Source organism: Nocardia sp. CA-151230 (assembly GCF_050942175.1).
Taxonomy (GTDB): Bacteria; Actinomycetota; Actinomycetes; order Mycobacteriales; family Mycobacteriaceae; genus Nocardia.
Window position 1 is genome coordinate 2,369,791 of sequence record NZ_CP192061.1, and the last position, 25,406, is coordinate 2,395,196.

23 protein-coding genes are annotated in these 25,406 nt (G+C 66.4%); 14 read left to right on the top strand and 9 right to left on the bottom strand.

All coding sequences use genetic code 11. The features are described from left to right. Window positions 1-88 precede the first annotated feature (88 nt). Window positions 89-628, top strand: coding sequence for a DUF6973 domain-containing protein (locus ACQP1O_RS10670; protein WP_433565654.1), 540 nt, complete (start codon window positions 89-91; stop codon window positions 626-628). Between the two features lie 165 nt (window positions 629-793). Here the strand turns inward: ACQP1O_RS10670 and ACQP1O_RS10675 are convergent, their stop codons facing one another. Together ACQP1O_RS10675 and ACQP1O_RS10680 are read right to left on the bottom strand one after the other, a co-directional pair. Then, entirely contained in the window at window positions 794-2,362 is a 1,569-nt protein-coding gene (locus ACQP1O_RS10675) for an IS1182 family transposase (RefSeq protein ID WP_433565655.1), read from the bottom strand. Between the two features lie 65 nt (window positions 2,363-2,427). Further along, entirely contained in the window at window positions 2,428-2,949 is a 522-nt protein-coding gene (locus ACQP1O_RS10680; protein WP_433565656.1) for a hypothetical protein, read from the bottom strand. 418 nt (window positions 2,950-3,367) lie between these two features. Here ACQP1O_RS10680 and ACQP1O_RS10685 point away from each other — a divergent pair, with 418 nt between their 5' ends. Continuing rightward, window positions 3,368-4,582, top strand: a complete 1,215-nt coding sequence (locus tag ACQP1O_RS10685) for an alpha/beta hydrolase family protein (RefSeq protein ID WP_433565657.1) — start codon at window positions 3,368-3,370, stop codon at window positions 4,580-4,582. Window positions 4,583-5,088: 506 nt separating this feature from the next. Here the strand turns inward: ACQP1O_RS10685 and ACQP1O_RS10690 are convergent. Continuing rightward, entirely contained in the window at window positions 5,089-8,349 is a 3,261-nt protein-coding gene (locus tag ACQP1O_RS10690; protein WP_433565658.1) for a protein kinase domain-containing protein, read from the bottom strand. 535 nt (window positions 8,350-8,884) lie between these two features. Here ACQP1O_RS10690 and ACQP1O_RS10695 point away from each other — a divergent pair. From ACQP1O_RS10695 to ACQP1O_RS10715, 5 genes are all read left to right on the top strand, one after another. Then, a complete protein-coding gene (locus ACQP1O_RS10695) occupies window positions 8,885-9,202 on the top strand; it encodes a DUF222 domain-containing protein (protein WP_433565659.1) in 318 nt (105 codons plus the stop codon). Window positions 9,203-9,497: 295 nt separating this feature from the next. Then, entirely contained in the window at window positions 9,498-9,980 is a 483-nt protein-coding gene (locus tag ACQP1O_RS10700; RefSeq protein ID WP_433565660.1) for a hypothetical protein, read from the top strand. A 504-nt stretch (window positions 9,981-10,484) separates the two neighbouring features. After that, entirely contained in the window at window positions 10,485-11,006 is a 522-nt protein-coding gene (locus ACQP1O_RS10705) for a hypothetical protein (RefSeq protein WP_433565661.1), read from the top strand. A 134-nt stretch (window positions 11,007-11,140) separates the two neighbouring features. Beyond that, entirely contained in the window at window positions 11,141-11,938 is a 798-nt protein-coding gene (locus tag ACQP1O_RS10710) for a hypothetical protein (protein ID WP_433565662.1), read from the top strand. 434 nt (window positions 11,939-12,372) lie between these two features. Continuing rightward, a complete protein-coding gene (locus ACQP1O_RS10715) occupies window positions 12,373-12,882 on the top strand; it encodes a hypothetical protein (protein WP_433565663.1) in 510 nt (169 codons plus the stop codon). A 315-nt stretch (window positions 12,883-13,197) separates the two neighbouring features. Here ACQP1O_RS10715 and ACQP1O_RS10720 read toward each other — a convergent pair whose 3' ends face one another. Then, the gene (locus ACQP1O_RS10720; protein ID WP_433565664.1) at window positions 13,198-13,944 is read right to left on the bottom strand and encodes a glucose 1-dehydrogenase; all 747 of its coding nucleotides are present in this window, start codon (window positions 13,942-13,944) and stop codon (window positions 13,198-13,200) included. On the opposite strand from ACQP1O_RS10720, the gene ACQP1O_RS10725 reads away from it, so the two are divergent. Then, window positions 13,855-14,148 (top strand): hypothetical protein, encoded by a 294-nt coding sequence (locus ACQP1O_RS10725; RefSeq protein WP_433568027.1) that lies wholly within the window; start codon window positions 13,855-13,857, stop codon window positions 14,146-14,148. The genes ACQP1O_RS10720 and ACQP1O_RS10725 overlap by 90 nt on opposite strands. Window positions 14,149-14,527: 379 nt before the next feature. Further along, window positions 14,528-16,198: a class I adenylate-forming enzyme family protein gene (locus ACQP1O_RS10730; protein ID WP_433565665.1), complete on the top strand. Its 1,671-nt coding sequence runs from the start codon at window positions 14,528-14,530 to the stop codon at window positions 16,196-16,198. 420 nt (window positions 16,199-16,618) lie between these two features. Here the strand turns inward: ACQP1O_RS10730 and ACQP1O_RS10735 are convergent, their stop codons facing one another. Beyond that, entirely contained in the window at window positions 16,619-17,107 is a 489-nt protein-coding gene (locus ACQP1O_RS10735; protein WP_354850854.1) for a nuclear transport factor 2 family protein, read from the bottom strand. A gap of 56 nt (window positions 17,108-17,163) precedes the next feature. Between ACQP1O_RS10735 and ACQP1O_RS10740 the strand changes: the two genes are divergently transcribed. After that, the gene (locus ACQP1O_RS10740; protein ID WP_379439505.1) at window positions 17,164-18,240 is read left to right on the top strand and encodes an NAD(P)H-dependent amine dehydrogenase family protein; all 1,077 of its coding nucleotides are present in this window, start codon (window positions 17,164-17,166) and stop codon (window positions 18,238-18,240) included. Further along, a complete protein-coding gene (locus ACQP1O_RS10745) occupies window positions 18,237-18,728 on the top strand; it encodes a carboxymuconolactone decarboxylase family protein (RefSeq protein WP_364625892.1) in 492 nt (163 codons plus the stop codon). Before ACQP1O_RS10740 ends, ACQP1O_RS10745 begins: the two co-directional genes overlap by 4 nt. Window positions 18,729-18,785: 57 nt before the next feature. Here the strand turns inward: ACQP1O_RS10745 and ACQP1O_RS10750 are convergent, their stop codons facing one another. Next, window positions 18,786-19,874, bottom strand: coding sequence for an alkaline phosphatase family protein (locus ACQP1O_RS10750; protein ID WP_433565666.1), 1,089 nt, complete (start codon window positions 19,872-19,874; stop codon window positions 18,786-18,788). After that, on the bottom strand, window positions 19,874-21,145 hold the full coding sequence (locus ACQP1O_RS10755) for an alkaline phosphatase family protein (protein WP_433565667.1): 1,272 nt from the start codon (window positions 21,143-21,145) through the stop codon (window positions 19,874-19,876). The genes ACQP1O_RS10750 and ACQP1O_RS10755 overlap by 1 nt, the downstream gene beginning before the upstream one ends. Window positions 21,146-21,360: 215 nt before the next feature. On the opposite strand from ACQP1O_RS10755, the gene ACQP1O_RS10760 reads away from it, so the two are divergent. The 3 genes from ACQP1O_RS10760 to ACQP1O_RS10770 all read left to right on the top strand — a co-directional run bounded on the left by ACQP1O_RS10760 (window position 21,361) and on the right by ACQP1O_RS10770 (window position 24,049). After that, window positions 21,361-22,044, top strand: coding sequence for a PadR family transcriptional regulator (locus ACQP1O_RS10760; RefSeq protein WP_433567646.1), 684 nt, complete (start codon window positions 21,361-21,363; stop codon window positions 22,042-22,044). Window positions 22,045-22,208: 164 nt separating this feature from the next. Continuing rightward, entirely contained in the window at window positions 22,209-23,231 is a 1,023-nt protein-coding gene (locus ACQP1O_RS10765) for an ABC transporter ATP-binding protein (protein ID WP_433565668.1), read from the top strand. Continuing rightward, window positions 23,228-24,049 (top strand): ABC transporter permease, encoded by an 822-nt coding sequence (locus ACQP1O_RS10770; protein WP_433565669.1) that lies wholly within the window; start codon window positions 23,228-23,230, stop codon window positions 24,047-24,049. Before ACQP1O_RS10765 ends, ACQP1O_RS10770 begins: the two co-directional genes overlap by 4 nt. A gap of 149 nt (window positions 24,050-24,198) precedes the next feature. On the opposite strand, the gene ACQP1O_RS10775 is transcribed toward ACQP1O_RS10770, so the two are convergent. Next, window positions 24,199-24,591 carry an ankyrin repeat domain-containing protein gene (locus ACQP1O_RS10775; RefSeq protein ID WP_433565670.1) on the bottom strand — a complete coding sequence of 131 codons (393 nt, stop codon included), beginning with the start codon at window positions 24,589-24,591 and terminating at the stop codon, window positions 24,199-24,201. A 64-nt stretch (window positions 24,592-24,655) separates the two neighbouring features. Then, complete coding sequence (gene yaaA, locus ACQP1O_RS10780; protein ID WP_379404757.1) at window positions 24,656-25,402, bottom strand: peroxide stress protein YaaA; 747 nt, start codon at window positions 25,400-25,402, stop codon at window positions 24,656-24,658. Window positions 25,403-25,406: the final 4 nt, after the last annotated feature.

The following is a 25,406-nucleotide window of genomic DNA, read 5'->3' on the forward strand; positions in this document are numbered from 1 at the left end:
AGCAGCGATACATACACTTCCCTACCTCTTCGCAGACGCTGATCCGCTTCGGACTCACCCGCTCGACTTCAAGCAGGCGTTCTGGGATGTGCAGGCAACCGACAAGATCGGCGCGCGCAACCTGGCCACGCAACTCGAGCACGTGTCCGATGATGTCAAGCTGGTGCTGGCCGGTATTCCGGAGGACGCCGCGCTCAGGGATATTCTCCAGAACTACCAGGTGGACGCGACGAAGTCCGAGATCGTTGTTTGGCCCGACTCGACCCTGCTGAACCTGATCAGGATGTATAAGCCCGACATGCAGCCGGTAGAGATGACGGTCGAGGAAAAGGCCGCGATGGATGAGCTCTGCAACCCGCTCCACGGCGGTAATCCGCTGAACTACATGAAGTTCAACGACATCAAGGAAGAGGCGGAAGAGTTCGGGAAGAACAACAAGTACACCGCGGTGAATCCGGACTCGAAGGATGACGGTCATGGGGACGCGGCCCGGCATGCCTACTGGAACGCGCGTATGACCCAGGAGTTCGGTGCCGACTGGGCGAAGCAGTACGCCACCGCTCATGAGGGCGTCGGCGGAAACGGTCCGCAGCGAGAGGCGATGGACCTCAAGGGAGTGATCAGTTGACGCGGCGCTAGGAGACTGCTGAATAAGCCCGGTTTGGTGGGTGGGCGCGCGTAGCGCGGCCACCCACCACTGGTTTCTGGTGATGGAGTGAGTGGGGCTCTCGGGGGGCTGGGGTGTGCCCTTCGGGAGGGTGTCCGGCCGAGTCTGTCGGGGTCGTGGGCCGGGTCAGGCGATGGCCCAGGTTCCGGCGGTGTTGGTGAGGCCGAGGTTGAGCAGTCGTCGCAGGTTCAGTGCGGCCATGCGCCGATGGAGCCAGTGATCGTTGGCGGATGTGCCGCGGTAGCGCAGTTTTCGGCAGCGGCCTTTCGGGCCGACGAGCCAGGAAATCGATCGCTCGACCATGGGCCGGTGCTGCCGGTAGGTTTCGACCAACTCCGGCTGCTCGTGCCAGTCGCGTCGGGCGTGGCGCAGCAATCGGTGGTGTCGATGCAGGTTCAGGGTGCGGCCGGACTTGCTGGCGGTGCATCGCGCTCGCAGCGGGCAGTCGCGGCACGCGATGCCGAAGACGACTTTGTATTTGGCGGTGATCGAGCGGGTGACCCCGTTCGGGCAGGTCACGGTCGCATCGTTGTGGAAGGTGAACTCGTCGAGAGTGAATCCGCCCTCGACAGCAGGACGCAGCGGGGCGGGTTTGATGATCGCGGTATGGCCGCGCTGGGATAATTCGGCGCGCAGGTCTCCGGTGCCGTATGCGTTGTCGCCCAACACTTCTCGAGGGCCATCCTCGCTCGCGAGCAAACGCAGGCCGACGACGGCTTCGTGGTTGTCGCCGCCCGCGCCCCGGGTGAGGCTGCCATCGGTGAAAAGGCCGGTGTCGGGTTCGACCGCGACGTGGGCCTTGTAGCCGTCCTGGCGGTTGTGCACAGTCTTGTGGACATGGCGGGCCTCGGGATCGACCACCGAGATCACCCGATCCTCGGCGACGCGGCGCGCGATGCGCCAGCGCCCGTCGGTGCCGTCGGAACCCTCGGCCGGTTCCACATCCTGCCCGGCGACCAACGCCAGCAGCGCCAGCGCCTGCGACGCCTTCTCGGCCACTGCGTCGTCGAATCCGGTGCCGGCCAACGCATTCACGACCGCCGTCGCATCGTTGACCAACGCCGACACCAGTGCTTCCCGCGCGGTGGTGTCGTCCCAGGCGATCGCCGGTTTACCGGGATCGTCGTAGTCGTGGGCATGGCATTGCGCGGCGATGACCGCCGCCGCGCCGGGCACCTCGCGGCGCACCCGCCGGATCGCGGCGATCAACTGGGTCACCGTGTCCTGAGTGGCGACCGCGTCGTCGAGCACCACCGAATCCAACGCGCGCCGCGTTTTACCTTGCAGCACACCAGTTTCGGCGACCACGGCGCGGACCGCGTCGAAGATCCGGTTCGGGTTCTGCGATCGCGCCAGCCGCCGACGCCAATAGGTCAGCGTCGACGCATCGAACCCGGCGTCGTCCAACGCCAGCCCGCACGCCACCTTCCACCGCAGGTCACACCGCAACGCGGCCACCGTTTCCCGATCCGACAAATCGTGCAACGCCTGCAACACCATCACCGATGCCGCGACCTCGCCCGGCAGACTCGGCCGCCCGGTCCTGCTCGGAAACAGATCCTCGAACATCGCAGCCGGGAACACCTCCCGGCGATGCTCTGCCAGAAACGCGAACACACTGCCCGCCGGAACCAGATGCCCCACCAGCGCCGCCGCGTCCATCAACTCCGGATTCGACCCACACTCACCCTGCACCCCAATAATTCGTGTCGGCCCGGTCCTTCGGACCGGGCCGACACGCCACGTTATTCAGCAGTCTCCTAGCGGATCTCCAATTGATAGGTGATCTCGACCCAGAAGCCGCCGGGCTCATATTCGCCACCGAAGGTGAGGACGTAGTCGCCAGGCGCGAGATCCTCGAGACGGACCCACAGGCCCCAAGCTTTGGCCTTGAACCGGCCGGTGTGACCGAAGGGACCGCCCGCTGCCGCCGTGATCCGGAATGCCTTGTCGTTGGTCACTGCTCGCACCGGCAGTGGGACTCCGTTCAATGCGGCGTGACCGGACGCCGCGGGCGCAACCGGCACCTCGCCACGCGCGAACAATCCGTCCGGAACCTTCTGGAACATGTTGAAAGCCGGGAAGAAGATCGGCCGGCCGTGCGGAATCGTGCACCGCCGCTCGACTCGTCCACCGAAAGTGCCTGCCAGGAACCAGATATCCGTCGGCTGATCGATCGCGGCGAACTCTCCGGTCTTGTCCACTACCGGATTCTTGGCATTCGGCACCGACATCGCCCACTGCCACCAACGAGCTGCCAGCTCGACGTCGCTACTCGCCATCTCTACCTCATACAAACCATCGACGCGAAGAAGAGCGCGAGCCACGCCGGATCGCCCTCTTCCGAAGTGGACTCGGAGGACGATATACGAACCGACGGGTTTGCGCCGCTGCACGCCACCCAGGTGACGGCTACAGCATCAACCCTTTCCAGACGCGGCAGCAGCCGCTCGTAGCCAACACACTCTCTTGCCGCATACCGCGCTGACCAAAGCGGGCGGTCCGCGCGGGCCTCGGAAGTTCAACCGGCCGTGCCCGATCCGCGGCCCAAGCCGGTTGGGTCGACTACCTCGCAGCTGAGGTTTTCGAAAGTCCTGGTTACGCCGGGTCTTGATCTGAAATCGACGATCAGTGACCCATGCCCATTTCTGATCTTGTACGGTGACCAACCGAGGCCCACATCGACTCGGGGGAATTATCTTGGAACACAGGGGTTTACGACGGCGCACCCTGGCCGTCGCCGTAGCATCGGTGGCGGCCACAGCTGCCGCCGGCGTCGTGGAAGCGAGCCCCGGCGCACCCGCTGATCCGGCTGTCACGATCGCATTGCCCGCTCCGACCGGGCCCGATCCGGTCGGCGTCACCGAATGGCATCTCGTCGATGCCAATCGCGCCGATCCGTGGGATCCCGGCCACCGACGCGAACTGATGGTGCAGATCTGGTATCCAGCTGACGACGCCGGTACCTCGCCCCTGGCACCGTGGATGGCACCGGGCGCCCGAGAAGAACAGCGCGCCGGCCTGACCCAGGCCGGTGTCGCTTCGGACAGTTGGGCGCTCGCGCCGAGTCATGGCCGCAGCGACGAGCCGGCCCGAGTCGGCGGCGGGCGGTTTCCGATCCTGCTGAACTCGCCAGGATTGGACGACACCGCCGGGCTGAACACCTTTCAAGCCGAGGACCTCGCCAGCCACGGCTACGTCGTGGTCGCCGTCAACCACACTCACGAGGCATTCGCGGTTCAATTCCCCGATGGGCACACCGAACACAGTGCGGTGCCGGTGGATTCGCCGCCGAGCGTCCTGTCCGACCAGTTGCTTCCGACCCGAGTCGCCGATATGCGTTTCGTTCTCGACCAGCTCGCCGCCGCGGCCGGACATTCCACCGATGCGGCTGCTGCGCTACCGCAACACCTCGCCGATGAGCTGGACCTGACGAAGGTCGGCATGTTCGGACACTCTCTCGGCGGGTCGACCACCGCTCAAACCATGCACGACGACGCGCGCATAGCCGCCGGCGTCAATCTGGACGGCCCCGTACTCGGCTCCGCTGCCACCGACGGTCTCGATCGTCCGTTGCTGATGCTTGCCAGCGACACCTCGCCGTGGTTCGGGCACGCGGGGTGGGAACCGTATTGGGCAACCAACACCGGACTGAAGCTGCCCCTGTGCGTCGCAGGCACCCGCCACATGTCCTTCACCGACGAACAGGTGATCGTCGCAGGAGTAGCCGCAGCGGGCCTTCTCCCCGAAGACGTGAAGAACCTTGCGATCGGCTCGATCGATCCAAGCCGCTCGGTCGACCTCCAACGCTCCTACCTGCTGGCCTACTTCGACGCTGTTTTCGGTCGCAGCGATACGAACCCTGCGGAAACCATCAACCGACTCGCGCAGCCCGAAATGCTTCCACATCTGTGACCCTCTGCCATTCGTGTCTCGACAACCGTTGCCCCACTCCGTGACCGGACCGCGCTGCAAGCCCCCATCACCATCGCGCCGGAATACTGCACGACACTAGTTCGATAAACATCGAACGTCCTGAAATGCCGCATATCCGTCGCCGTGCTGGTCGAGAGGGCGGCGGAAGCCGGTGTGTTATGTCATTTGCTGGAGCCGATGCCGCCGAGGAGGGAGCTGAGGCTGTCCAGGAGGGAGCCGAGGCCGCCGGTGCCACTGCCGGTGGTGGTGCTGCCGCCGGGGGTGATCTGGTTGCAGGAGGAACTGCGCAGCCGCCGGCTTCGTGGCGAGCAGCTTGAATCCGCGGGCGATCCCCTCGGGGTGGATCTCACACACGGCGTCGTACACCTAGTGGCCGCGAATCATCGGATAGGCCAATCGAATTCGCCTTCGTCGTGACTGGAGCCATGCCAGTGAGGCGGCCGAAGGCGGGGTAACCCCGGTGCGTCTGGGCAGCGGGCGCGCGATCAGCTCTCGTGCCGGGTCGCGTCCGCGATCCACGCCGCGATCTGGGCGCGAGAGGTGAACCCGAGCTTGGCCAGGATGTGCTCGACGTGGGCATCTGCGGTGCGCTGGGAGATCACCAGCCGGGATGCTATCTGCTTGTTGGTGAGCCCTTCGGCGACCAGGTCCGCGACCTGGCCTTCACGTTTGGTCAATGTCGTCGGGCCGGCGGGTGGTCTGGCGGCCGGTTGTTCTTCGTTCAGCGCGTAGGCGACCGCGGTGTTGATGCCCATGGCCAGGCCGCGTCGCCACGCCGCATCGAAGCGCGGTTCACCGAGCGCGCGACGCACGACTCTCTCAGAGTGGAGGTGGGCCTCGACCATCTGCGGGAAGTAGACCTCTGTCCCGGGGGCGGTCTGCATCATGTTTGCCGCAGCGCCCATCAGTACGGCGGCTCGCTGGTCGTCGGTGCCGGCCGCGGTCCACGCCAGTACTTCCAGATTGATGCCCGCGGCGATCGGGCTGCGTAGGCGTCGGCTGAGCCGCAGCGATTCCCGCAGCAATTCCTGTGCGCGGGAGCTCTCACCCTGAGCCCACGCCGCGATCGCGGTCCCCCACAGTGCGGCCGACCGGAAGGAGGACTCACCGCACGCCTCGGTGATGGACAGGATCCGCTGATAACACTCGAGAGCCGGTCCGATGTCGCCGTGTCGTGCATATGCCAAACCGAGCCCCACCAGCGCAGAAATGTGCAGGCCGGTGCGTGGGTCGGAGCTCAGCAACTCGACGGCCCGACTGGCATACGACACCGCACGCGCGGGCTGGTCGAGGTAGAGAGCCAGATGCCCCTCCGAGTAGGCGATCAACGCTTGATTGATGGGAGTGGGGTCCTGCTCGGCGAGGGCACGCCCCTGCGAGAGCAGGATGGCTGCCGATCGTAGGTCCCGCTGCACGGCGGAGATGAAGGTGTCGGCGTGCAGTGCCCGGAGGCGGTCGGTTGTCGAGCGTGCGTGGGGGTGGGCCAGGGCGAGGTCGAGCCAGCGGCGGCCTTCACCGAACAGGCCACGGAAATTCCAGTACAGAAGAAGGGCGGCGCAGATGTGGAGTCCGGTTTCGGCCGAGGGCTGGGTCGGGTCGGATATGCAGAATTCGAGCGCTGCACGGATGTTCGGCTGCTCGCGGTCGAGTCGGGCCATCCAGTCGAGTTGCCGGTCGCTGATCCAGTCGGCCTCGGCGTCGAGCACCAGCCGTCGGTAGAAGTCCCGGTGCCGACGCTGCAGATCCTCGCCCGCACCGGCCTCGCGCAGCTTGTCCTGCCCGTAGTCCCGTACGGTGTCGAGCATCCGGAAGCGGACCGCGCCCTCGGGTTCTTCCCTGATCACCACCGATTTGTCCACCAGCCCCGACAGCACATCGAGCAGATGTGCGGCCTCGGTATCGGAATCGGTACCGCATACCGCCTCGAGGGCGTCGAGTTCGAAACCACCGGCGAACACCGACAACCGGGCCCACAGCCGCTGCTCGGCCGGGGTGCACAGCTGATAGCTCCAGTCGATGCAATACCGCAGGGCCTGCTGCCGGGTCGGCGCGGTGCGGTGACCCCGGGTGAGCAGCGCGAACCGGTCGGTGAGCCGCTGCAGAATCTGGTCCGGCGACATGCTGCGCATTCGAGCGGCCGCGAGTTCGATCGCCAGTGGCAATCCGTCCAGCTCGGAACAAATCGCGACCACTGCGGCTTTGTTCTCCTCGGTCAGCGCGAAGCCGGGTACGACTGCCGCAGCGCGATCCGCGAACAAGGTCACCGCATCGTATTTGCGTAGTTCTCGCAGCGTCGGCACGCGGCCGGCGGCAGGAACGCTCAACGGCGACAGCCGCCGCACCGCTTCCCCGCCGATATCCAGCGGCTCGCGACTGGTGACCAGGATCCGCAACCTTGGACACGCCGGCAACAACGTTTCGGCCAGGCTTGCCATCGACTGGGCAACCTGCTCGCAGTTGTCCACGACGAGCAGGGTTTCGCGGGACCGCAGAAACTCGACCAGTACCTCGTGGACCGGTCGCCCCGACTCGTTACGCATTCCCAGCGCGGCCGCGACGAGGGGGGCGACCAGCGACGGATCATGCACGTCGGCCAGATCGATCGCCCACACTCCATCGGCGAAGTCGCGTCGAGCAGCCGGGGCCGCTTGCCTCGCCAGTCGGGTCTTGCCCACGCCGCCCATCCCGGCCAGCGTCACCAGCCTCGACTCGGTCAGCAGATTTTTGAGTTCGGTCAGCTCGGCATGCCTGCCCACGAAACTGGTCAGCCCGGTGGGAAGGCTGTCATCTGCGGCGGTTCGTGGCCCGGCCTTGTGCATCATCTGCCGCTCGCGGGCCGCTGCCGGATCGGCCCGCAGTGCAGGCCCGCCCACCGGATTCCCGCGGCGTTGTTGCACCTGCCCGATGGCGGCCCTCAGCTCGGCGGCCGAAGGCCGTTGCTGCGGGTCGCGGTGCATCGCCGATTCCACGATGGCGCACACGTCCGCAGGGATGCCGTGCTCGCGCAGGTCGGGCACCGGCTCTCGGCTGATCCGCACGAACTGGGCCACCAGTTGCTCGCCGCTGCGCCGCTCGTAGGCGGCGTGCCCGGACAACGCGCAGAACAGGGTGGCACCGAGCCCGTAGACATCCGCGGCCGGGGACGGAGTGCGGCCCTCGAGCACCTCCGGCGCGGTGAACGCCGGCGACGCGGTCACGACGCCCGTGGTCGTTTCGAACCCGCCGGGGACGCGCGCGATTCCGAAGTCGGTCAAGGCCGGTTCACCGTGATCGGTGAAGAGAATGTTGCCCGGTTTCACGTCGCGGTGCAGGATGCCCAGCCGATGGGCGGACTCGAGTGCCCTGGCGATTCCGGCCCCGATCCGCAGCACGTCATCCACCGCAAGCGGACCGTGCTGCCGGATCCGCGCATCCAGTGAGTCCGAGGGGTAGTACGGCATGACCAGATAGGGCCGCCCGCCACTGGTGACACCGGCCTCCAGCACGGTGGCGATATTGGGATGCCCGGTCAGCCGGCCCATCGCCTGCTGCTCGCGCACGAACCGCGCCCGGTTCTCCTCGTCCAATTCCCCGGTCAGGACCTTCACCGCCACTACGCGGTCCAGCTCCGCCTGCCGGCAGCGATACACCGCGCCGAAACCGCCATGCCCGATCTCTTCGATCTCCTCGAAGCCGAGCGCACGCAACTCCTCCGCTACCGTCAGGCTCACGTCACGGCGGGCACGGTTCGCGGCGTCGTCGATCATCAGCCGCGCGCAATCCTTATGGGATTGCTGTGAGCATCGGACATGATCGACTCACCTTTCGACAATGCTTGCCCAGCCTATCGCCCATGACGAGCGGACATCCAGCTATTCGACGGGTGCGGCACAGCTGCCCACGGGTGCCTCCACACCGACCGCGAACACCGGCAAGCAATCCCATGACGTCGATATCCGAGGCCCTCACTACCGACCTGGTACATCGCGACCACGACCGGTAGATGACGCGGTGGCCACCGACGTCGGCATGGCCGTATTCCGCACAACGGCCCTGAACGTCCGCTATTGCCGCATACCGCGCTGACCGAACCGGCCAGCGGTGGTGCGTGGAAGATCAACGGGCAGGAGGCATCTGAGCCCACAACCGGATGTCGCCAGTGCACGCTTAAGTAGGCGAATTTCGTGCGAATGCGCCGCGCCGGTAAGCCGCCAACAGCGCACCGACAGTGACGTCGGCTCGGGCATGTCCAGCAACACGAATTGTCGAACATATGTTCTATGTTGGGGTAGGCTAGCTCGGGTGACCATACATTCGACAGCGCTGGCGCCGGATGCTCCAGCACCAGGATGGCCGGAACTGGCCGATGTCGACTTGCTGCGCACCCTCGTCGAAACCGAACGCCGCAGGAGACGACTGGATGCTGCCATGCGCGCGGCCGTCGCCGAAGCCGAACGTCGTGGACTCGCCGCAGACACCGGCTATCGGGACACCGTGGAGCTACTGACCGATCTGCTGCGGATCAGTGCCCACGAAGCGCGTCGGCGAATCGAATACGCGGCTCCGCAGGCCCGCTCGCGTTCCAGAAAGGTGTGGAGAGTGCTGGCGGCAGCCAGTTGAGGCCGATCCCGGGTGCCTCGACCTCTCGGAGGGCCGCGAGGACCGACTGTCCGTTCAGCGTGTAACCGCCAGCGCGGGCCGCGTCCACTGCGGCTCGTTTCGAATGGCGCTGTATTGCCGGTGGCGGCCGGTTCGAAACGCCCACGCGGCACGACTGAAAGTTCAACGAGCCGAGCTCATCTCGACCGGACGAACGCACTGATCTGCCGAGTTTCGTACACGAATCTTCGGGTTTGGAGCCGCTACACCGTTGCGTTGGGTGGCAGGTAGGGTGCCGCCATGGTGGAGTTCGTAGATGATGAAATGGCAAGCCCTTCAAGATCCCTCGCTCTTGGTTGATCCCATTCGGGGTCTCAGGTCGAAGATCGGCCGCCAGCTCACTCTTCAGCCGCAGAATCCCAGCAGGGTTCATCCAGGCGAGGAGTTGGTCTATGCAGGTCTGGTGATCCTCAACTCCGGCAGTGAACCAGTTGGGAGAGAGACTGTCAGAATTACTGTGCCAGAGACAGTGTCGCTGCATACGCCCGTTGCGAGCAGGTGGCTTTGGGACGACCTGGCCGGGGGTGGGTGCCAGGGAGTGCTGTCGGATGATCGGCTCACCTGGATCGGCGAGGTGAATCTCAATGTTTCGCCAGGTGGGTTGAAACTGTTCTCCACGGGAATCAGCGTCGCCGACGACGCAGCGCCGGGACTGGTCGAAATCATCGTGGAGGTGGGAGCGCCGGCCTTCGCTGAGGGTTTGGCGTTTGTCGAGATTGCCGCTGGCTCAGGCGCCTAATCGCGACCGTTTTCCCCGCTCGTATCAGCCGATAGCCACCGCAGCGGGAAACGCACGCTATTGCCGCATGTCGCGCTGGCCGATTCGGCCAGCGCGGGGCATCGGAAGATCAACTGGCCGTGTCGATCCGAGGCCGGCGAAACGTCCGCTGTTGCCGATTTCAGGGCGATCGACGCTTGACCGCAATGTGTTTCAGTTGCTGGCTTGGCCACAGATGCCACTGCCGCGGCCATCCCGCCTCGCGCCGCGCCACCGCAAGGCTGGAACCGTCGACGTCGTGGGTGCTGACGGCGAGGCCCTTCGGGCCGAGGACAACTCCTGCATCGCGGTCCAGCGAGGATGACCGCAAAGGAAGGATCGAGGGAGTTCACGCCTGGCATGCGTAGCCCGTTTCGCATGCCTCAATCCGTGCGACGGTCACTCTGAAATGAGTGTCGGTCACTCGCGATAGTCTGCGCCAGTCCCCTTGATACATGGGGATTTTCGACCGCTGGAGAAGGAAGTATGAACATGTCGGTCCTTGCTCGTTCGACCGTCGGTATCGCCGCAGCTGCGGCGATGGGGGTGGCCACCATCGTCTCGGCTACGACCGCATCAGCAGCCATGACCATTCAACCGTCGCAAGCCTATTGCGTCGGCACGGCGTACACGATCACCATTCCAGCCGCTGACGCGGCAGCGTTGGAGACGGACCCTTCGTACAACACAATCAATTTCAACTACGAGCTTCCGTCCGGCAGCAATCCTTCGGCCGGTGCCATCGGCATTGTGCCCTGGACCAGCGGCAAGGACGTGACAGTGCAATGGACGCCCTCGCAGGCAGTGCCGACGTCCATCAGGGCCGTTAACTTCAATGGGACCTACCCGGGCAACGCGCAGCTGACCACGGCGCCGATCAACATTGTCGCGAGCGCTCCAGCTGGCGCGAGCTGCACGCCCACTCCGGCTTCTCCGGCGGGAACCGGTAGTGCGAGTTCCATTCCGGTGATCGGCGGTCTCCTCAGCAGCCTCTCGGCTCAGAAGTAGTACAACCCTGCCGAAAGCCCTGGCGTGCCAGGGTTTTCGGCAGTTTTCAGCGTCCGTACTAGTTCAACTTGATCACGAATCGAAGGGACGAACTTCACTTGAAGACGAATCGAATCCGTCGGGTGGGCTCGGCAATGGCCGGATTCGCAGTCGCCGCCGCTAGCTGCGCACTCGTCGCGCCTGGCGCATCGGCGGATATCACCGGCACCACGTGGACACCCGGTGTCGGCGGCGATCCGAATGTCTACACGCTCTCGGCAACGGTCACCGACGCGAACGCCAACGTCTATTTCTATGACTACCAGTTGGATGGCGGGACTACTACGCCCTACATCCTCGTCGGCGGTGGCCCGCGGACCGTCAGCGGTGGTACCGCCCAGGTGAGCTTCTACCCGACCACCACCGGCCAGCATTTCATCTACGTTGTGGAGCGGTCGGCGACGGGCGAGTTCATCACAGCGGGCGGTGGGCCCGCGATTCAGGTCTCGACCTTGCCGAAGTCACCGGGCCCCGCCCCCTGCGAGCCCACCGGCGGCAGTCTGTCCAATGGCGAGATGTCGATCAACAGCCAGGTGCCCCACCCGAACTCCACATACACGTTGACGTTCACACTGGGCTCCGACCAGTCTGCGTTCGCTGGCAACGACGTCTATATCGAAGAGAGCACGGGCGGCTTCCAGGGCACCGTCATCGGTAAGACGACGTTCACCAACGGCGTGGCGACCGTTCAGTACACCCCCAAGAGCTCCGGGCAGTTCGATCTGCGGGCCCACACCGGCGCTCCCGACGGCATGATCTTGGGGCACAAGCAGTTCCTGGTCCAGATCAGCAGCGCGCCGACCGGCCCAAGCGGCTGTGCCACCGGAGGCGGAACCGGCAGCGCGGACGGTATCCCGTTGGTCGGCGGCGTGCTGAAGGCCCTCGGCATCTGAACTCCCGACTGAGGGAAGTCTTTCAGCTCGAGCAGGCACCCCTCTGATCGGCCAAACGCGCGGGCGCAGGGTCTTAAGAAATCGATACCCGGCGCCCGTGCGGATCCCGCTGTGCGAGCTCCAATCCATTGAGATTGTCGGTGTACGCGCCGTGACGACTCCCTCCACCGCACGTTACAAGAGCTGGTTCGCTTCTTCGGATACACCGTCTCGAACAATCCACGGCAACCCAAAACCTGCGCTTACCAACGCACTGTCAAGCCGCATACCGCGCTGACCGACGCGGCCAGCGCGGGGCGCCGACGGCTAGAACCCGTTGCGGTGCAGAACGTCTATGCCGATGAGCGTGCTGTTCGCTTCAGTCACTTCCGGTTCGCGCACTCGGGGCCTGCCGGCGCCGGGCGGTATCGACGTGGTGATGGCAGGCTGTGGCGGTGAGCATGCCGGAGGATGTCAGCGGGTCCCAGTCGGAACCGACCGAGGACGCAATCGAGGTGAGCTTCGTCGTGCGTCAGGATTCGTTGCGGATCAAGTATTGGGCGGACGACAGCACGAGCGACATCCTGTGGGATGACCTCAGTACTCGCACAAAGCGTTTGGGCAATGGCGCGTTCATCGATGACGATATGGGACTGACCGGACCGCCGGAACCGGTCATGGAACTCACCGCGCTGGTGCTCGGGACCCTGGGGGCAGGCGGGGCGGTCAAGATGCTGGTGGAAATCCTGCGGGATTGGGTTGCCCGCTACCGGATCAAGGGTCTCCTCGTCGATCTACCCGACGGCACCAGGATCCAGATGGCCGACACGTCAATAGAATCGGTGGAGCGCTTTCTTGCCGCGATCGATGCCCATCGTGACGAGACGGCCACGCCGGCGCCGCTCTCGGCGCCAGACACTGCTCGTGAGGTGGTAGATGGCGGCGAAGCAGCATCTAGCGAATGATCCTGCGCGCCCTGCTTCGACACGTGGGTCGAAGTGGCACAGGCGTCCGAAGGTGGACAGACCAGAGTCATCGTGGTTGTCGTGCCTTCGGGAGTGCCCGCTGTTGCCGTGGACCGCGCTGACCGAACTGGTCGGCGCGGTCGACGGCGGAAGATCAACCGGCCGTGCCGATTCGAGGCTGACGCAACGCACTATCCTGCCGAGTTGAGCGTGGTCCGAACTGGTCACGCCGCGGCCGGACATCCGCGCCGATAACCGGTATCGGGCCGCATGCGTTGCGGGGGCAGGTGGCTCTCTGTTCTCGGTCCTGCTCGGTTATCCGAACGTCTTGTGCGGCACGCCGGCAATCAGCCCGCCGTCGATGACGTGTTCGGCACCTGTGGTGTAACTGGATTCGTCGCTCGCCAGGTAGACGATGAGGTTCGCGACTTCGTCGGAGTCGGCGGCACGTCCGAGCGGGATCTGCAGGAAGTCCTCGGGGATGCCCTGTGTCATCGGTGTTCGCACCATGCCGGGATGGACCGAGTTCACCCGAATGTTGTGCGGGGCCAGTTCAAGTGCGGCTGATTTGGTCAGGCCTCGCACGGCGAACTTGGTGGCGGTGTAGCCGTGCAGTCCAGGGCTTCCACGCAGGCCTTCCACCGAGGATATATTGATGATCGAGCCGACGCCGGCGTCCATCATCGCCTTGGCCGACGCCTGAATGCCGAGGAAAGTGCCGGTCAGGTTGACGTCGACGATCTGTCGCCAGGCCGCGAGTTCGTAGTCGATGATGGTGTTGCCGTTGACGATTCCGGCATTGTTCACGAGGACCGTCAGCGAACCGAACTCCTCGACGGCCGCGCCTACAGCCTGCTTCCAGCTGCTGGGATCGGTCACATCGAGATGCGCGAAGCGGGCCGCCGAACCCAGTTCGCCTGCCAGCGCCTTCCCTTCGGCTTCCAGTAGATCGGCGATCACCACACTGGCGCCGTGCTCGACCAGCGCACGGGCGTGTGCTGCGCCCATTCCGCGCGCGCCACCGCTGATGAGAGCAACTTTGCCGGCTACTCGCTTGTTCATGCTCGGACCTCCGGGAGAGTGGTGATGATCAGGCAACGGTTCGGCTGCCGCTGGGACGTCTCATGGGCGCAATTCGAACGCACGGAAAACGCGTCATGGGTCTCGGTCGGCAACAAGCCTCCTGCCGCGGTGAGCGATCGAACGCGGGTGTCCGACGAGAGTTTCTCGGTCATGGGAGCAGTTAACCATGCTTTCAATCACTGATTGAATCATTGTTTGAATCAATAGCGGGGGCGCGACCGGCTCCGGCGTCGCCGCCGTCAATGCCCGGCAGCACCCACCGCAAGGGGGCGGCCATGCCTCGTGCGGGGGATGGGAGACGGTGTCACCCTCGCCGTGTCGGCACCGATGAGAACACCAGGTCGTAGCCACAGTCTGCGAAGACCTGGGGGTGGGAACGGCGCTGGTCCAGAGGTCGCCGGGCGGCCCGATTCGGTCACCACCGCGGGCCCGCGGTTCAGGGGTCGCGATTGTGCTGGCTTACTTCTGAATGCGACCTTCGGCACAGTCGAGGGGTGTGCGTGACGGGCCTCACTCGGGCAAGCTGCGAATGTTCGCGTAATCGGATTCGAGGACTTGATTCATGACCAATGCTGTTGATCTGCAGGCGCTGGCCGCGCAGGTGGCCGGGAAGCTGACCGGGCCGGGTGGGCCGTTCGAGATGGCGGTCGAGCCGGTGCTGGGTGTGTCGTTGCCGGTGTTCAAGCATCGTCACGGTTCGCTGCTGGAGTTGCTGGAAGCCTCCCGTGAGCTGGGCGATCTCGAGTATCTGGTGTCGGCGCGGACCCGCTACAGCTTCGCCGAGCACTACGCCGCCGCGGGCGCGCTGGCCGCGGCTTTGGCCGAACGCTATGGCGTGGGCAAGGGTGACCGGATCGGGATTCTGGCCGCGAACGCTCCGGAGTGGGTGTTGACGTTCTGGGCCGCGCAGCGGCTGGGTGCGATCCCGGTCGGCTACAACGCGTGGTGGGTGCCGCGTGAGATCGCCTACGGTCTCGAGCATTCGGCTCCGAAGGTGGTGATCGCCGACGCCAAACGGGCTGGGCTGGCCGCGGAGACCGGCACCGACATCCCGGTGCTGACCATGGAAACCGACCTGCCCGCGTTGATCGCGGAATTCGCCGGCGGTAACCCGAGTGTGGAGGTGGGCGAGGACGATCCGGCGATCATCCTCTACACCTCCGGGACCACGGGTCGTCCGAAGGGTGTGGTGCACACCCAGCAGAACATGGTCGCGGTGGCCGACTATCACCGGTTCATGGACGCCCTGGCTGCCGGTTTCCGTGGCCAGGGGTGGGACGGCTCCCCGGCGGGCCGCCGCTATCTGGCGACGATGCCGTTGTTCCATATCGCGAGCCTGCACAACCTGTCGGTCCCGCGTTTGGCCACCGGTGACGCGGTGGTGTTCCCGACCTCGGGTGAGTTCGACGCCGAATCGCTGTTGAGGTTGGTCGAGACGGAGAAGGTCACCAATTGGGCGGCGGTGCCGACGTTGGCCAGTCGCATTCTGGGCGTGGATATCTCGAAGTACGATCTGTCGTCGTTGACGGCGTTCTCGCTCAATTCCGCGCCGTCGTCGCCGGTTCTGGTGCAGCGGCTGCGTGAGCGGTTCCCGGTCGCGTTGCAGGGCCTGACCACCAGTTACGGGTGCACCGAGTCCGGTACGGCCGCGACCGTGGCGACCCCGCCGGAACTGGCCGCCGACAACGAAACCGTGGGCCGGGCCGTGGTCGGTGTCTCGATCGAGGTCCGCGGCCCCGACGGCAAGCCGGTGCCCGACGGTGAAGAGGGCGAGATCTGTATCCGCAGCCCGTACGTGATGCTCGGCTACTGGAACAACGAGGACGCCACCAATGCCGCCATCGACGAGAATCGTTGGCTGCGCACCGGCGACTACGGCACCCTGCGCGGTGGCAAGCTCTACATCTGCGGTCGTCGTTCGGATCTGATCCTGCGTGGCGGGGAGAACGTCTACCCGCAGGAGATCGAGAACGTCCTCGACGAGCACCCGCTGGTGCGGGAGTCGGCCGTGATCGGTGTCCCGCACGAGGACCTCGGCCAGGAAGTCGCCGCGATCGTGGTGGTCGACGACCCGGAGTCGTTGTCGGAGGACGAGTTGCGTGATCACGTGGCCAAGCAGCTGGCCTACTTCAAGGTGCCCGCCCGCTGGCTGGTCACCGCGGATCCCTTGCCGCGCAATGCCACCGGCAAGGTGCTGCGCCGCGACCTCTCCCTGGGAAAGATAACCGCCTGAGCCCGCACCGCTGACCGCGCTGACCGATCCGGCCAGCGCGGCACCTCGAAAGATCCACGGGCCGTAGGCATCCCGGACGGCTGCGTCATCGGATGCTCGTCCGGGGGATTTCGCCGTCCACGATCCCGATGGCATTGGCGAGGTGGAGTGCGAGCTCGGTTGCCGAGCGGCGCTCTCCAACCGGTCTGCCGATCGCGAGTTCCGCTTGTCCGGCCCTGCGACGACCAGGGCCGGCTGGTCGGCGAGGACGTGTGGGAGATCGACGAATCCCAGCGCGAGATCATCATGCTGGATCCCGCGGAGGTCCTCACCGCCGAGCGTTCGGGAGAACTGCTCGCCCCGCCCATCGAGCCGCTGCCGCCCCGCCCTTCTGATCGCCTCCGGCAGGCGATGCCGCGCCCTCGGCCGGTGCGGACTGCGTCAGCCCTGCTGGGGTTCGGCGGCCGGGGCCCAGCGGTTGGCGGTGAGGGCGTAGCCGGGCAGCGCGTCGGTGGACATCTTGGATTCGTAGATGCGCTGGTAGCCGGTGCTCGCGATGCGCCAGACGCCGTCCTCGCGGCGGTAGGTGTCGTGGTAGTAGGCCGCGCCGCGGATCAGCAGGCCGTAGTCGGCGGCGATCACGGTGTCCTCCAGACACCAACTGCCGGAAGCGGTATCGCCGTCGACCGTGATTTCCGGGTGGTTGGCGACGTGCACGGTGATGATGTTCCCGCTGAGCGCGCCGCGCATGAAATCCACGATCTGGTCGCGGCTGGTGAACTGGGCCGGCAGTCCGCCCGACGGCGATCCGTAGGACCCGACGATGTCCGCGCAGAGCGTGTCCCCGAACTCGTCCCACTGCTTCAGGTCCAACGTGCGCAGGTAGCGATACTTGAGTGCGCGAATCGATTCGAGAGCTGCAAAATCCATACCGCAATGTAGCCGAATCGGACATCTACCTACCAAGCATTTGCTACGTTTCGGACATGATTTCCACCCTGGTCTGGGGCACGGGCAATGTCGGCCGTGCCGCCATCCGGGCCGTTGCGGCGCATCCCGGCCTGGAGCTGACCGGCGTCCTGGTCCACAACCCGGCCAAGGTCGGCCGCGACGCCGGTGATCTGGCCGGGCTGGACACCGCGGTAGGGATCGCGGCGACCGCCGATGTCGACGCCGCGCTCGCGGCCGGACCCCGCGCCATCGTGTACGCCGCCTCCGGCGACATCCGTCCCGACGACGCCCTCGCCGATATCGAACGCGCCCTGCGCACCGGGGCCGTGGTGGTCACGCCCGCGCTCTACGCGCTCTACGACCACCGCAGCGCCCCGATCGAACTGCAGGACCGGGTGTCGGCGGCCATCGCGGAGGGTGGCGGCGCCCTGTTCGTCTCCGGCATCGACCCCGGCTGGGGCAACGATGTCCTGCCGCTGCTCATGAGCGGCCTCGGCAGCAGCGTGGATGTGCTGCGCTGCCAGGAGATCTTCGACTACTCCACCTACGACCAGCCCGACTCGGTGCGCTACCTGGTCGGCATGGGCCAGCCTCTGGACTATCAGCCACCGATGCTCGCGCCCACCATCCCGACCATGGTGTGGGGCGGTCAGATTCGGATGATCGCGCGCGGACTGGGCGTGGCGCTCACCGACATTCGCGAGGTGGTGGAGCGGCGCGCGCTGGACGAGACCGTCGAAACCGAGCGCATGGGCAAATTCGAGGCGGGCACCCAGGGCGCGGTGCGCTTCGAGGTGCAGGGCATCGTCGACGGCAGCCCACGGATCGTCATCGAGCACATCACCCGCATCCATGCGAGCTGCGCCCCCGACTGGCCGCACCCGCCCAGCGGTGCGGGCGCGCACCGCGTGCTCATCGAGGGCCGCCCGCGCATCGAGATCACCGTCCAGGCCACCGACGAGGACGGCAACCACTCGGCGGGCGGAAACGCCACCGCCGTGGGCAGATTGGTGAACGCCATCCCGTGGCTGGCCGACGCCGAGCCCGGCCTCTACGACGCCCTCGACGTCCCGCTGCCGTTCGGCACTCTCGGAAGGAACCCATCGGCATGATCATCGACATTCCCGAGGGCAAGGACCCCATCGGCTACGTGTGGGGCGAAATGGTGCCCGGCATCGGCGTGGCGGCCTCCAACTTCTCCCTCGCCGTCTACTCGCACAGCACCCTGGGACTGCGCGAATTCGAGGCCGCGCGGTTGCGCATCGCCCAGATCAACGGCTGCCTGTTCTGCCTGGACTGGCGCACCGATCGCAATGGCGAGAAGGTCGAGGAGTCCTTCGCCGACGACGTGACCGAGTGGCGCACCACCGAATCCTTCGACGACCGCACCCGGATGGCCGCCGAGTACGCCGAGCGCTACGCCCTCGACCACCACAACCTCGACGACGAGTTCTTCGAGCGGATGAAGACGCTCTACTCCGACGCCGAGATCGTCGAGTTGTCGATGTGCCTCGGCTCCTGGCTGGCCTTCGGCCGCCTCAATCACGTGCTCGGCCTCGACGCCGTCTGCGTGCTGCCGGGACATACCGCGCAGCAGTAGCGCAACGGCCGGGGTGCTGCCCGCCCCTGCTCGGCAGCACCCCGGCCGGCGGCCGCGTCAGTTCCTCCGGTTGAACACGTCGGTTCCGAAGCGCGGCAGACCCGGTGCGGCGGCATAGCCCAGATACGGCAGGCCGAATCGATCCTCGATGCTCGCCAGCAGCGAATAGTGGTTGTACGGCGTGTCACTGAAGGTGCCCGGCGTCACCGACTTGGGTGAGATGACCAGGGCGCCGACCCGGCCGCCGCCCAGGCCGGCGATACCCGGCAGGGCACTGTTCGGGCCGGGACCCTCGCCACAGCACGCCGAGGAATCCTGTTGCGGCCCATCGGATTCGTCGAAGGTGATGATCAGGATCCCGTTCTGCTGGAAGGCCGGCGCCGAGGTGATCACCGGAACCCACTCCCGCAGCCAGAGATCCGCCGATGCAAGCCCGCCCGGAGCGCCTGTGACGCAGGGGGAGTCGTGCCCGTCGTCGCACAGGTCCGGGGTGATGTAGGCGAAGTTCGGCGTCGTATCCGGCTGTGCCAGATCGCTCTTCAGCGCACCGAGATCGACCACCTGCTGCTGGCAGGCGGGCGAGTCGATGATCTCGTGGAAGTACACGAACGGGTTGTGCCGGGCCGCGTACTGGCTCGCGACGCTCGCCTTCTGGGTGGTGTCCTGGCTGTTCAGGGCCGGATGGCGGCAGGGCGTGCCCATATCCTCCATGTAGCCCTTCCAGCTGCGGCCCGCCCCCGTCAGCTGCCCGGCGAGCGTCGGCACCGACGCGGGGTACACGCAGCCCTGACCGACCGCCTGGCCGGGCGGAACCGTTCCGGCGCCGGCGAAGTCGCTGTAGATCTGGCAGTCGGCCTGCGTCTCGGCATTCGGTCCCTGACCGGACAGCTGGGCGATGTAATTGTCCAGACTGTTGTGCCCGATGCCGTAGTACTGGCTCAGCAGCACCCCCTCCGACCGCAGGGTCTTGCTCAGATACGGTGCGGCCGACGCCGGTCCCCAGGTCTCGTCGTATCCCTTGTTCTCCAGCTGGATCACGAAGATGTGCGGCGCGCCGGGATCAGCGGTCGCGTGCGGGCCGTAGCCGACGGCCAGCGCGGCGATCGTGAACACCAGCACCACGATGAGTTGGCCGAGCCGGCGCATCACAGACTCCATCCCGTCGATGCGGCCACGGCGCGCAGGGTATTCCACTGCTCGAAGTCGGCGACCACGGCCGGGGCGCACACTCCCGGCGGCGCGGGCGGCACATTCCATTGCGGCGCAGCGAGATTCGGGGCGCTGCCGAAGTCGAGCACCTCGGCGATATTGCGTGCGGCGGCGTCGCGCGGGGTGAGGGACGGCAGCCCCCATCGCCATTCGATCGCCTTGAGCACCGAGGTGTGGTCGTAGACCTCGTGGGCCACGTGCCCGCGCCGCGCCAGCGGCGAGATCACCAGGCACGGCACCCGGAATCCGCGCAGCCCCCAGTCCGGGTTGGCATCCGGCGCGACCTGCGGCGGCACGTGGTCGAAGAAGCCGCCCCACTCGTCGTAGTTGATGATCAGCAGGGTGCGCGACCAGGCCGGGCTGTTGGCGACGGCCTGATAGACCTGGTTCAGGAACGCCTGTCCGGCACGGATATCGGCGTGCGGATGATCGTCGGCCGAGGTGCCGGTGTCCTCGTCGAGGAACTTGGGATCGACGAAGGAGACCGCGGGCAGCGTCCCGGCCGCGCAATCGGTCAGGAAGGTCGCGAACGGTCGCGAGATGGACAGGTACTTGCTGCCCCACAGCGCCAGGAACGGTGCGTCGTAGAAGTAGTAGCGGCCCTGAATACCGGCCGCCGCCAGGCGATCCCAGATGGTCGGCAGGGTCGAGATGGTCGTCGAATTGTGAATGCGGTCCGTTTGCGCGGCATGCTGATAGAAGCGGTTCGGATAGGTTTCGGCCATGATCGCCGAGAAGTAGTTGTCGCACACCGTCCACGCGGGCGCGGCATTTCCGTAGAAGCCGAGATCGCCCCGCTCGTAATAGCCGATCGAGAATTCGTCGTTGGTTCCCGCGCGCAGCCAGCCGTCGCACTTGCCGTCGTTGTACTCGACGCGGCCGCCCTCGAAGGAGTGGTCGGGATCGTTGTACTGGCAGCCCTGCGTGGTCGCCAGGTGGAAGGTGTTGTGTGCCACCCCGTTACGGTCGGTGAAGGTCAACCCGGCCTGCCTGCCGTTCGCTCCGGGCAGCCAGCCCAGGTAGTGGTCGAACGAGCGGTTCTCCATCATCACCACGATGATGTGGTCGATACCGGAATCCGCGGGCGCGGGCAGCGGGGCGGCGGAGGCGCGTGGGGCCGTCGATCCGAGGGCCGCGCCGACCGCGAGGGCTCCCGCTCCGGCGAGGACCGTTCGGCGGCTGGTGGTACTTCGAAGAAAATCTGTCACGGTTATGCATCGCGCGGGGGATTACCGGTGAGTAACCAGTGTGGCGAAATTGAATGAGAAATAGATGAACGCGTCAACTATTGGACGTGCGACCAATTGAGCACGGCATGTCCGGCATTTTCTGCTCGTCCCACATTCCGTCCTTGCTGGGCCGTTGGCGGGGGAGTACTCTGGCCAGAGTAAGCAATACTCTGATCAGAGTAATCGGGGTGAGTATGGCCGGGACGCGGGCGTTCCGACGGGTCAATCCCCTGGCGCTGGCCGTACTCGTGCAGCTCTGGGAGCGGCCGATGCACCCGTATCAGATCTCGCAGACCCTCAAACAGCGCGGCAAGGACGGCAGCGTGCGGATCAATTACGGCGCGCTGTACCCGGTGGTCGAATCGCTGCTGAACCAAGGCTTCCTCGAGGTCGTGGGCGCCGAACAGGACGGCAACCGGCCCGCGCGGACCGTGTACCGCATCACCCCCGACGGTGTCGTCGAGATGCGGAACTGGTTGCGCGCCTGGATATCCGAACCCGAGAAGGAATACCCGCGGTTCATGGCCGCGCTGTCGTTCCTGCCCGCGCTCGGACCCGACGAGGCCGCGGCCCTGCTGCGGCGGCGAGTCGCGGTGCTGGACAAGCAGATCGCCGAGATCCGCGCCGCCACCGACGCCGTCGTCTCCTGGCTGCCCGAAGTGCTGCTCATCGAGGGCAACTACGAGATGTACATGCTCACCGCCGACCGCGACTTCACCGCCGCCCTGGCCGCCCGCATCGAATCCGATGACCTGGGCGGCATCGAGGGCTGGCGCACCATGGCCGACCTGGCCGCCCGATACCCCGCCGGCCGGGTGCCCCCGGACATCGGCGACAAGCTGCTCGAGGAATGGGGGTTGCCGACACCGCCGACGTGAGCCGGGCAATCGGCCCGGTAACAACGACGGCCCGGGTGCGCCAACACCCGAGCCGTCGCCGAATCCGAACGACCGACGGCGAACCGCCGGATGCTCGAACCGCATTCCCAGCATATCCACCGGTCCCGTGGTCGTTCGCCACACCTGACGAGGAACGAACAACCATGTCCGTCACACCCATGCCCTCGGCCGCGGTCGAGGTGCACGACCTGGTCAAAACCTATCCCGGCGGCCGCCGCAGGCCCGATGTGCGGGCCCTCGACGGCCTGAGTTTCAGCATTGCCGCCGGCACCGTCTACGGCATGCTCGGCCCCAACGGGGCGGGCAAGTCCACCACCACCAAGATCTGCACCACCCTGTCGCGGGCCGATTCCGGGACCGCGCGGGTGGCCGGATTCGATGTCACCGCGGACGCGGCCGCCATCCGGCATCGCATCGGCTACGTCTCGCAGGGCTCGGGCGCCGACCCGCGGCAGACGCCCTTCGAGAATCTGGTCATGGCCGCGCGCCTGCACGGCCTGACCCGCCACGACGCGGTGACCCGGGCCAACGGGCTGCTCGATCAGTTCCAGCTCACCGAGGCGCGAAACCGCAAGGTGTCCAAGCTCTCCGGCGGCATGCGGCGCAAACTCGACGTCGCCGTTGGACTGGTGCACACGCCGTCGGTGCTGTTCCTGGACGAGCCGACCACCGGCCTGGACCCGCAGGCCCGGGCCGAGATGTGGTCGGAGATCCGGCGATTGTCCACCGAGGCGGCCCTCACCGTGGTGCTCACCACCCACTATCTGGAGGAGGCCGACGAACTGGCCGATCGCCTGGTCATCATCGATCACGGGCGCGCGGTCATCGAAGGCACACCGGCGCAACTGAAGTCGACTCTCGACGGCGACACCCTCACCGTCGAACTCATCGCGCCGGATGTGGCCGCCGTGCGCGCGATCGGGGAATCCATTCCGGCACTGCGGGATATCGTCGTCGAGCGGGACGGGCCCAACGGCAAGCTCATCGCCCGCACCGACGACCCCTCCGGTATCGTCGGCCGGGTCATCTCCGAATTCGATGCCGCCGCCATCGGTTTCGGCGCGGTCTCCATCTCCCGGCCCACCCTCGACGATGTGTACCTGCACTACGCGGGCCGCTCGTACCGGGCCGACAACAACCGCGACCGGGCGGAGGTGGCGGCATGACCGCGCTCACCTGCGATCTGCCGCTCACCCGCGAAAACCCCACGGCTGCTTGGCCGGTGGCGGCCGGGCAGATCTTCCGGCGCTGGATGGTGAACACCCTGCGGGAATCCTGGGGCGTGTTCGCGGCGCTGCTGCAGCCCATCGTGTGGATCCTGCTGTTCGGGCAGGTCTTCGAATCCGTCGGCGACATCCCGGGATTCGGGGCGGCCAACTACATCACCTTCCTGGCGCCCGGCGTGCTCATGATGACCGTGCTCTACTCGGGCGTCTGGGCGGGGACCGGATACATCGAGGACATCGACAACGGCGTGATGAATCAGCTGCTCACCGCACCGATTTCGCGCAGTGCGGTGGTGGCGGGCCAGCTCGGCGTGCAGCTCACCATCGGCCTGGTCCAGTCCGCGCTGGTCCTGCTCATCGGATTCGCCGGCGGCGCACGCTATCCCGGCGGCGTGACCGGCATCGCGCTGGCACTGATCGCGGCCACCCTGCTGGCGGCCGTCTTCTGCGCGGGCTCGGTGGCCCTGGCCCTGATCTCCCGCAGCCAGATCGCCCTGATCGGAATGTCCCAGCTCATCATCCTGCCCCTGACCTTCCTGTCCTCGGGCATGATGGCCACCTCCCTCATGCCGGGCTGGGTCCAGGCCATCTCCAAGTTCAACCCGGTGACCTGGGCGGTCGACATCGGCCGCACCGGCCTGGCGGGCACCGCCGACGCAGGCTTCGTGACCGCCCACCTCGGCTACCTGACCGCCCTGGCAGCGCTCGCCTTCCTCTGGGCGCTGTCGGCCTTCCGCACTTACCAGCGGACCCAGTAACGGGTCGGAACCCGCGAGAGTCCGGCCTGCGTCGCGAACTTGTCCGCAGGCCGGACGTCGCGCCTTCGAAGGGGTTCGGGGGCGGAGCCCCCGAAATTCTCCTGGTGGTTCGGGGCGAAGCCCCTGAGAGCTACGAGAGTTGGTTCGAACTACTTGTCGAACAGCGCCAGATACTTGGTCTGCCCGAACATCTCGGCCGCGTCGCGCGCGGACGGGCTGCCCGCGTTCGGATCGGCCCCGGCGGCGAGCAGGGCCTGGACGATCTCGTCCGAGCCCTTGAACACCGCGCCGGACAAGGGGGTCTGGCCCTTGTCGTTGCCGAAGTTCGGGTCCGCCTTGCGTTCCAGCAGGGCGTTCACCGCCTCCGGGTGCGAGTAGTAGGCGGCCAGCATGAGCAGCGTGTCGCCATTGTCGTTGGTCAGGTTCACCGGCACCCCGGCGTCGAGGTAGGCGCCCAGGGTGGCGGCATCGCCGCTGCGGGCCAGATCGAAGATCTTGCTCGCCAGCTCGAGCACTTCCGGATCCAGGTCTTTGGGTTCCACCAGGCCACTCTAGCCAGCGGGACCGCCGCGGCCGAGCGAAGTCCCGGATAGGAAAGCGGGGTACTCAGGAGGTGATGATGAGCAGCTCGGTCGGCGAGGCGATCTCGGTGCGCAGCCCGGACTTCTCGGCCACCCGGGCCAGCCCGTCGATATCCGACGGCTCCGACCTCGACAGCACCAGCGCCCGCGCCAGCAGGCCCTTGTGGTGTTTGTTGAAGTGGCTCACCACGGTTCGCTTCCCGTCCGGACGCTCGGTCAGCACCGTCGCGGTGACCGCGCCCGGGACCCGGCCCAGATTCTGATAGGTGCCCGACCGCAGATCCACCACCAGATGCCCGGCCGCCTCCGCGCGCAGCGCCGCCGGCAGCACCGCCTTCCACAGCGACTGCAGCGTCGGCAGACCCGGCAGCTTCGACCCGCCCGAAAGCCGGTAGGCCGGAATCGGATCGCCCGCGCGGATCACTCCGAACAGCGCCGAGCCGATGCCCAGGCGCGCCTCGGCCTTGGCGCGCTGGGCCTTGGTGAACCGGGCCGCGTCGAGCGCGTCGTAGAGCACGCCGGTGTAGCGGTCCAGGGCCGGGCGGGTGGCGGAGGTGCGCAGGGCGGCATTGCGTGCGATCTCCGCGTCAGCCCCCTTGCCCAGTGCTAACGCGGCACGCGAGGCGTCGGGATCGGCGGCCAGCGCGATCACCTCGGTGACGAGTTTGTCGCGCACGGCCGTGAGCTGCGGCATCGCGAGGGAATCCAGGTCCAGGGGACCGCCCGAACCACCGTCGGACTTGGTTTCTGAGGGAGGCAGCAGCACCAGCACGAGC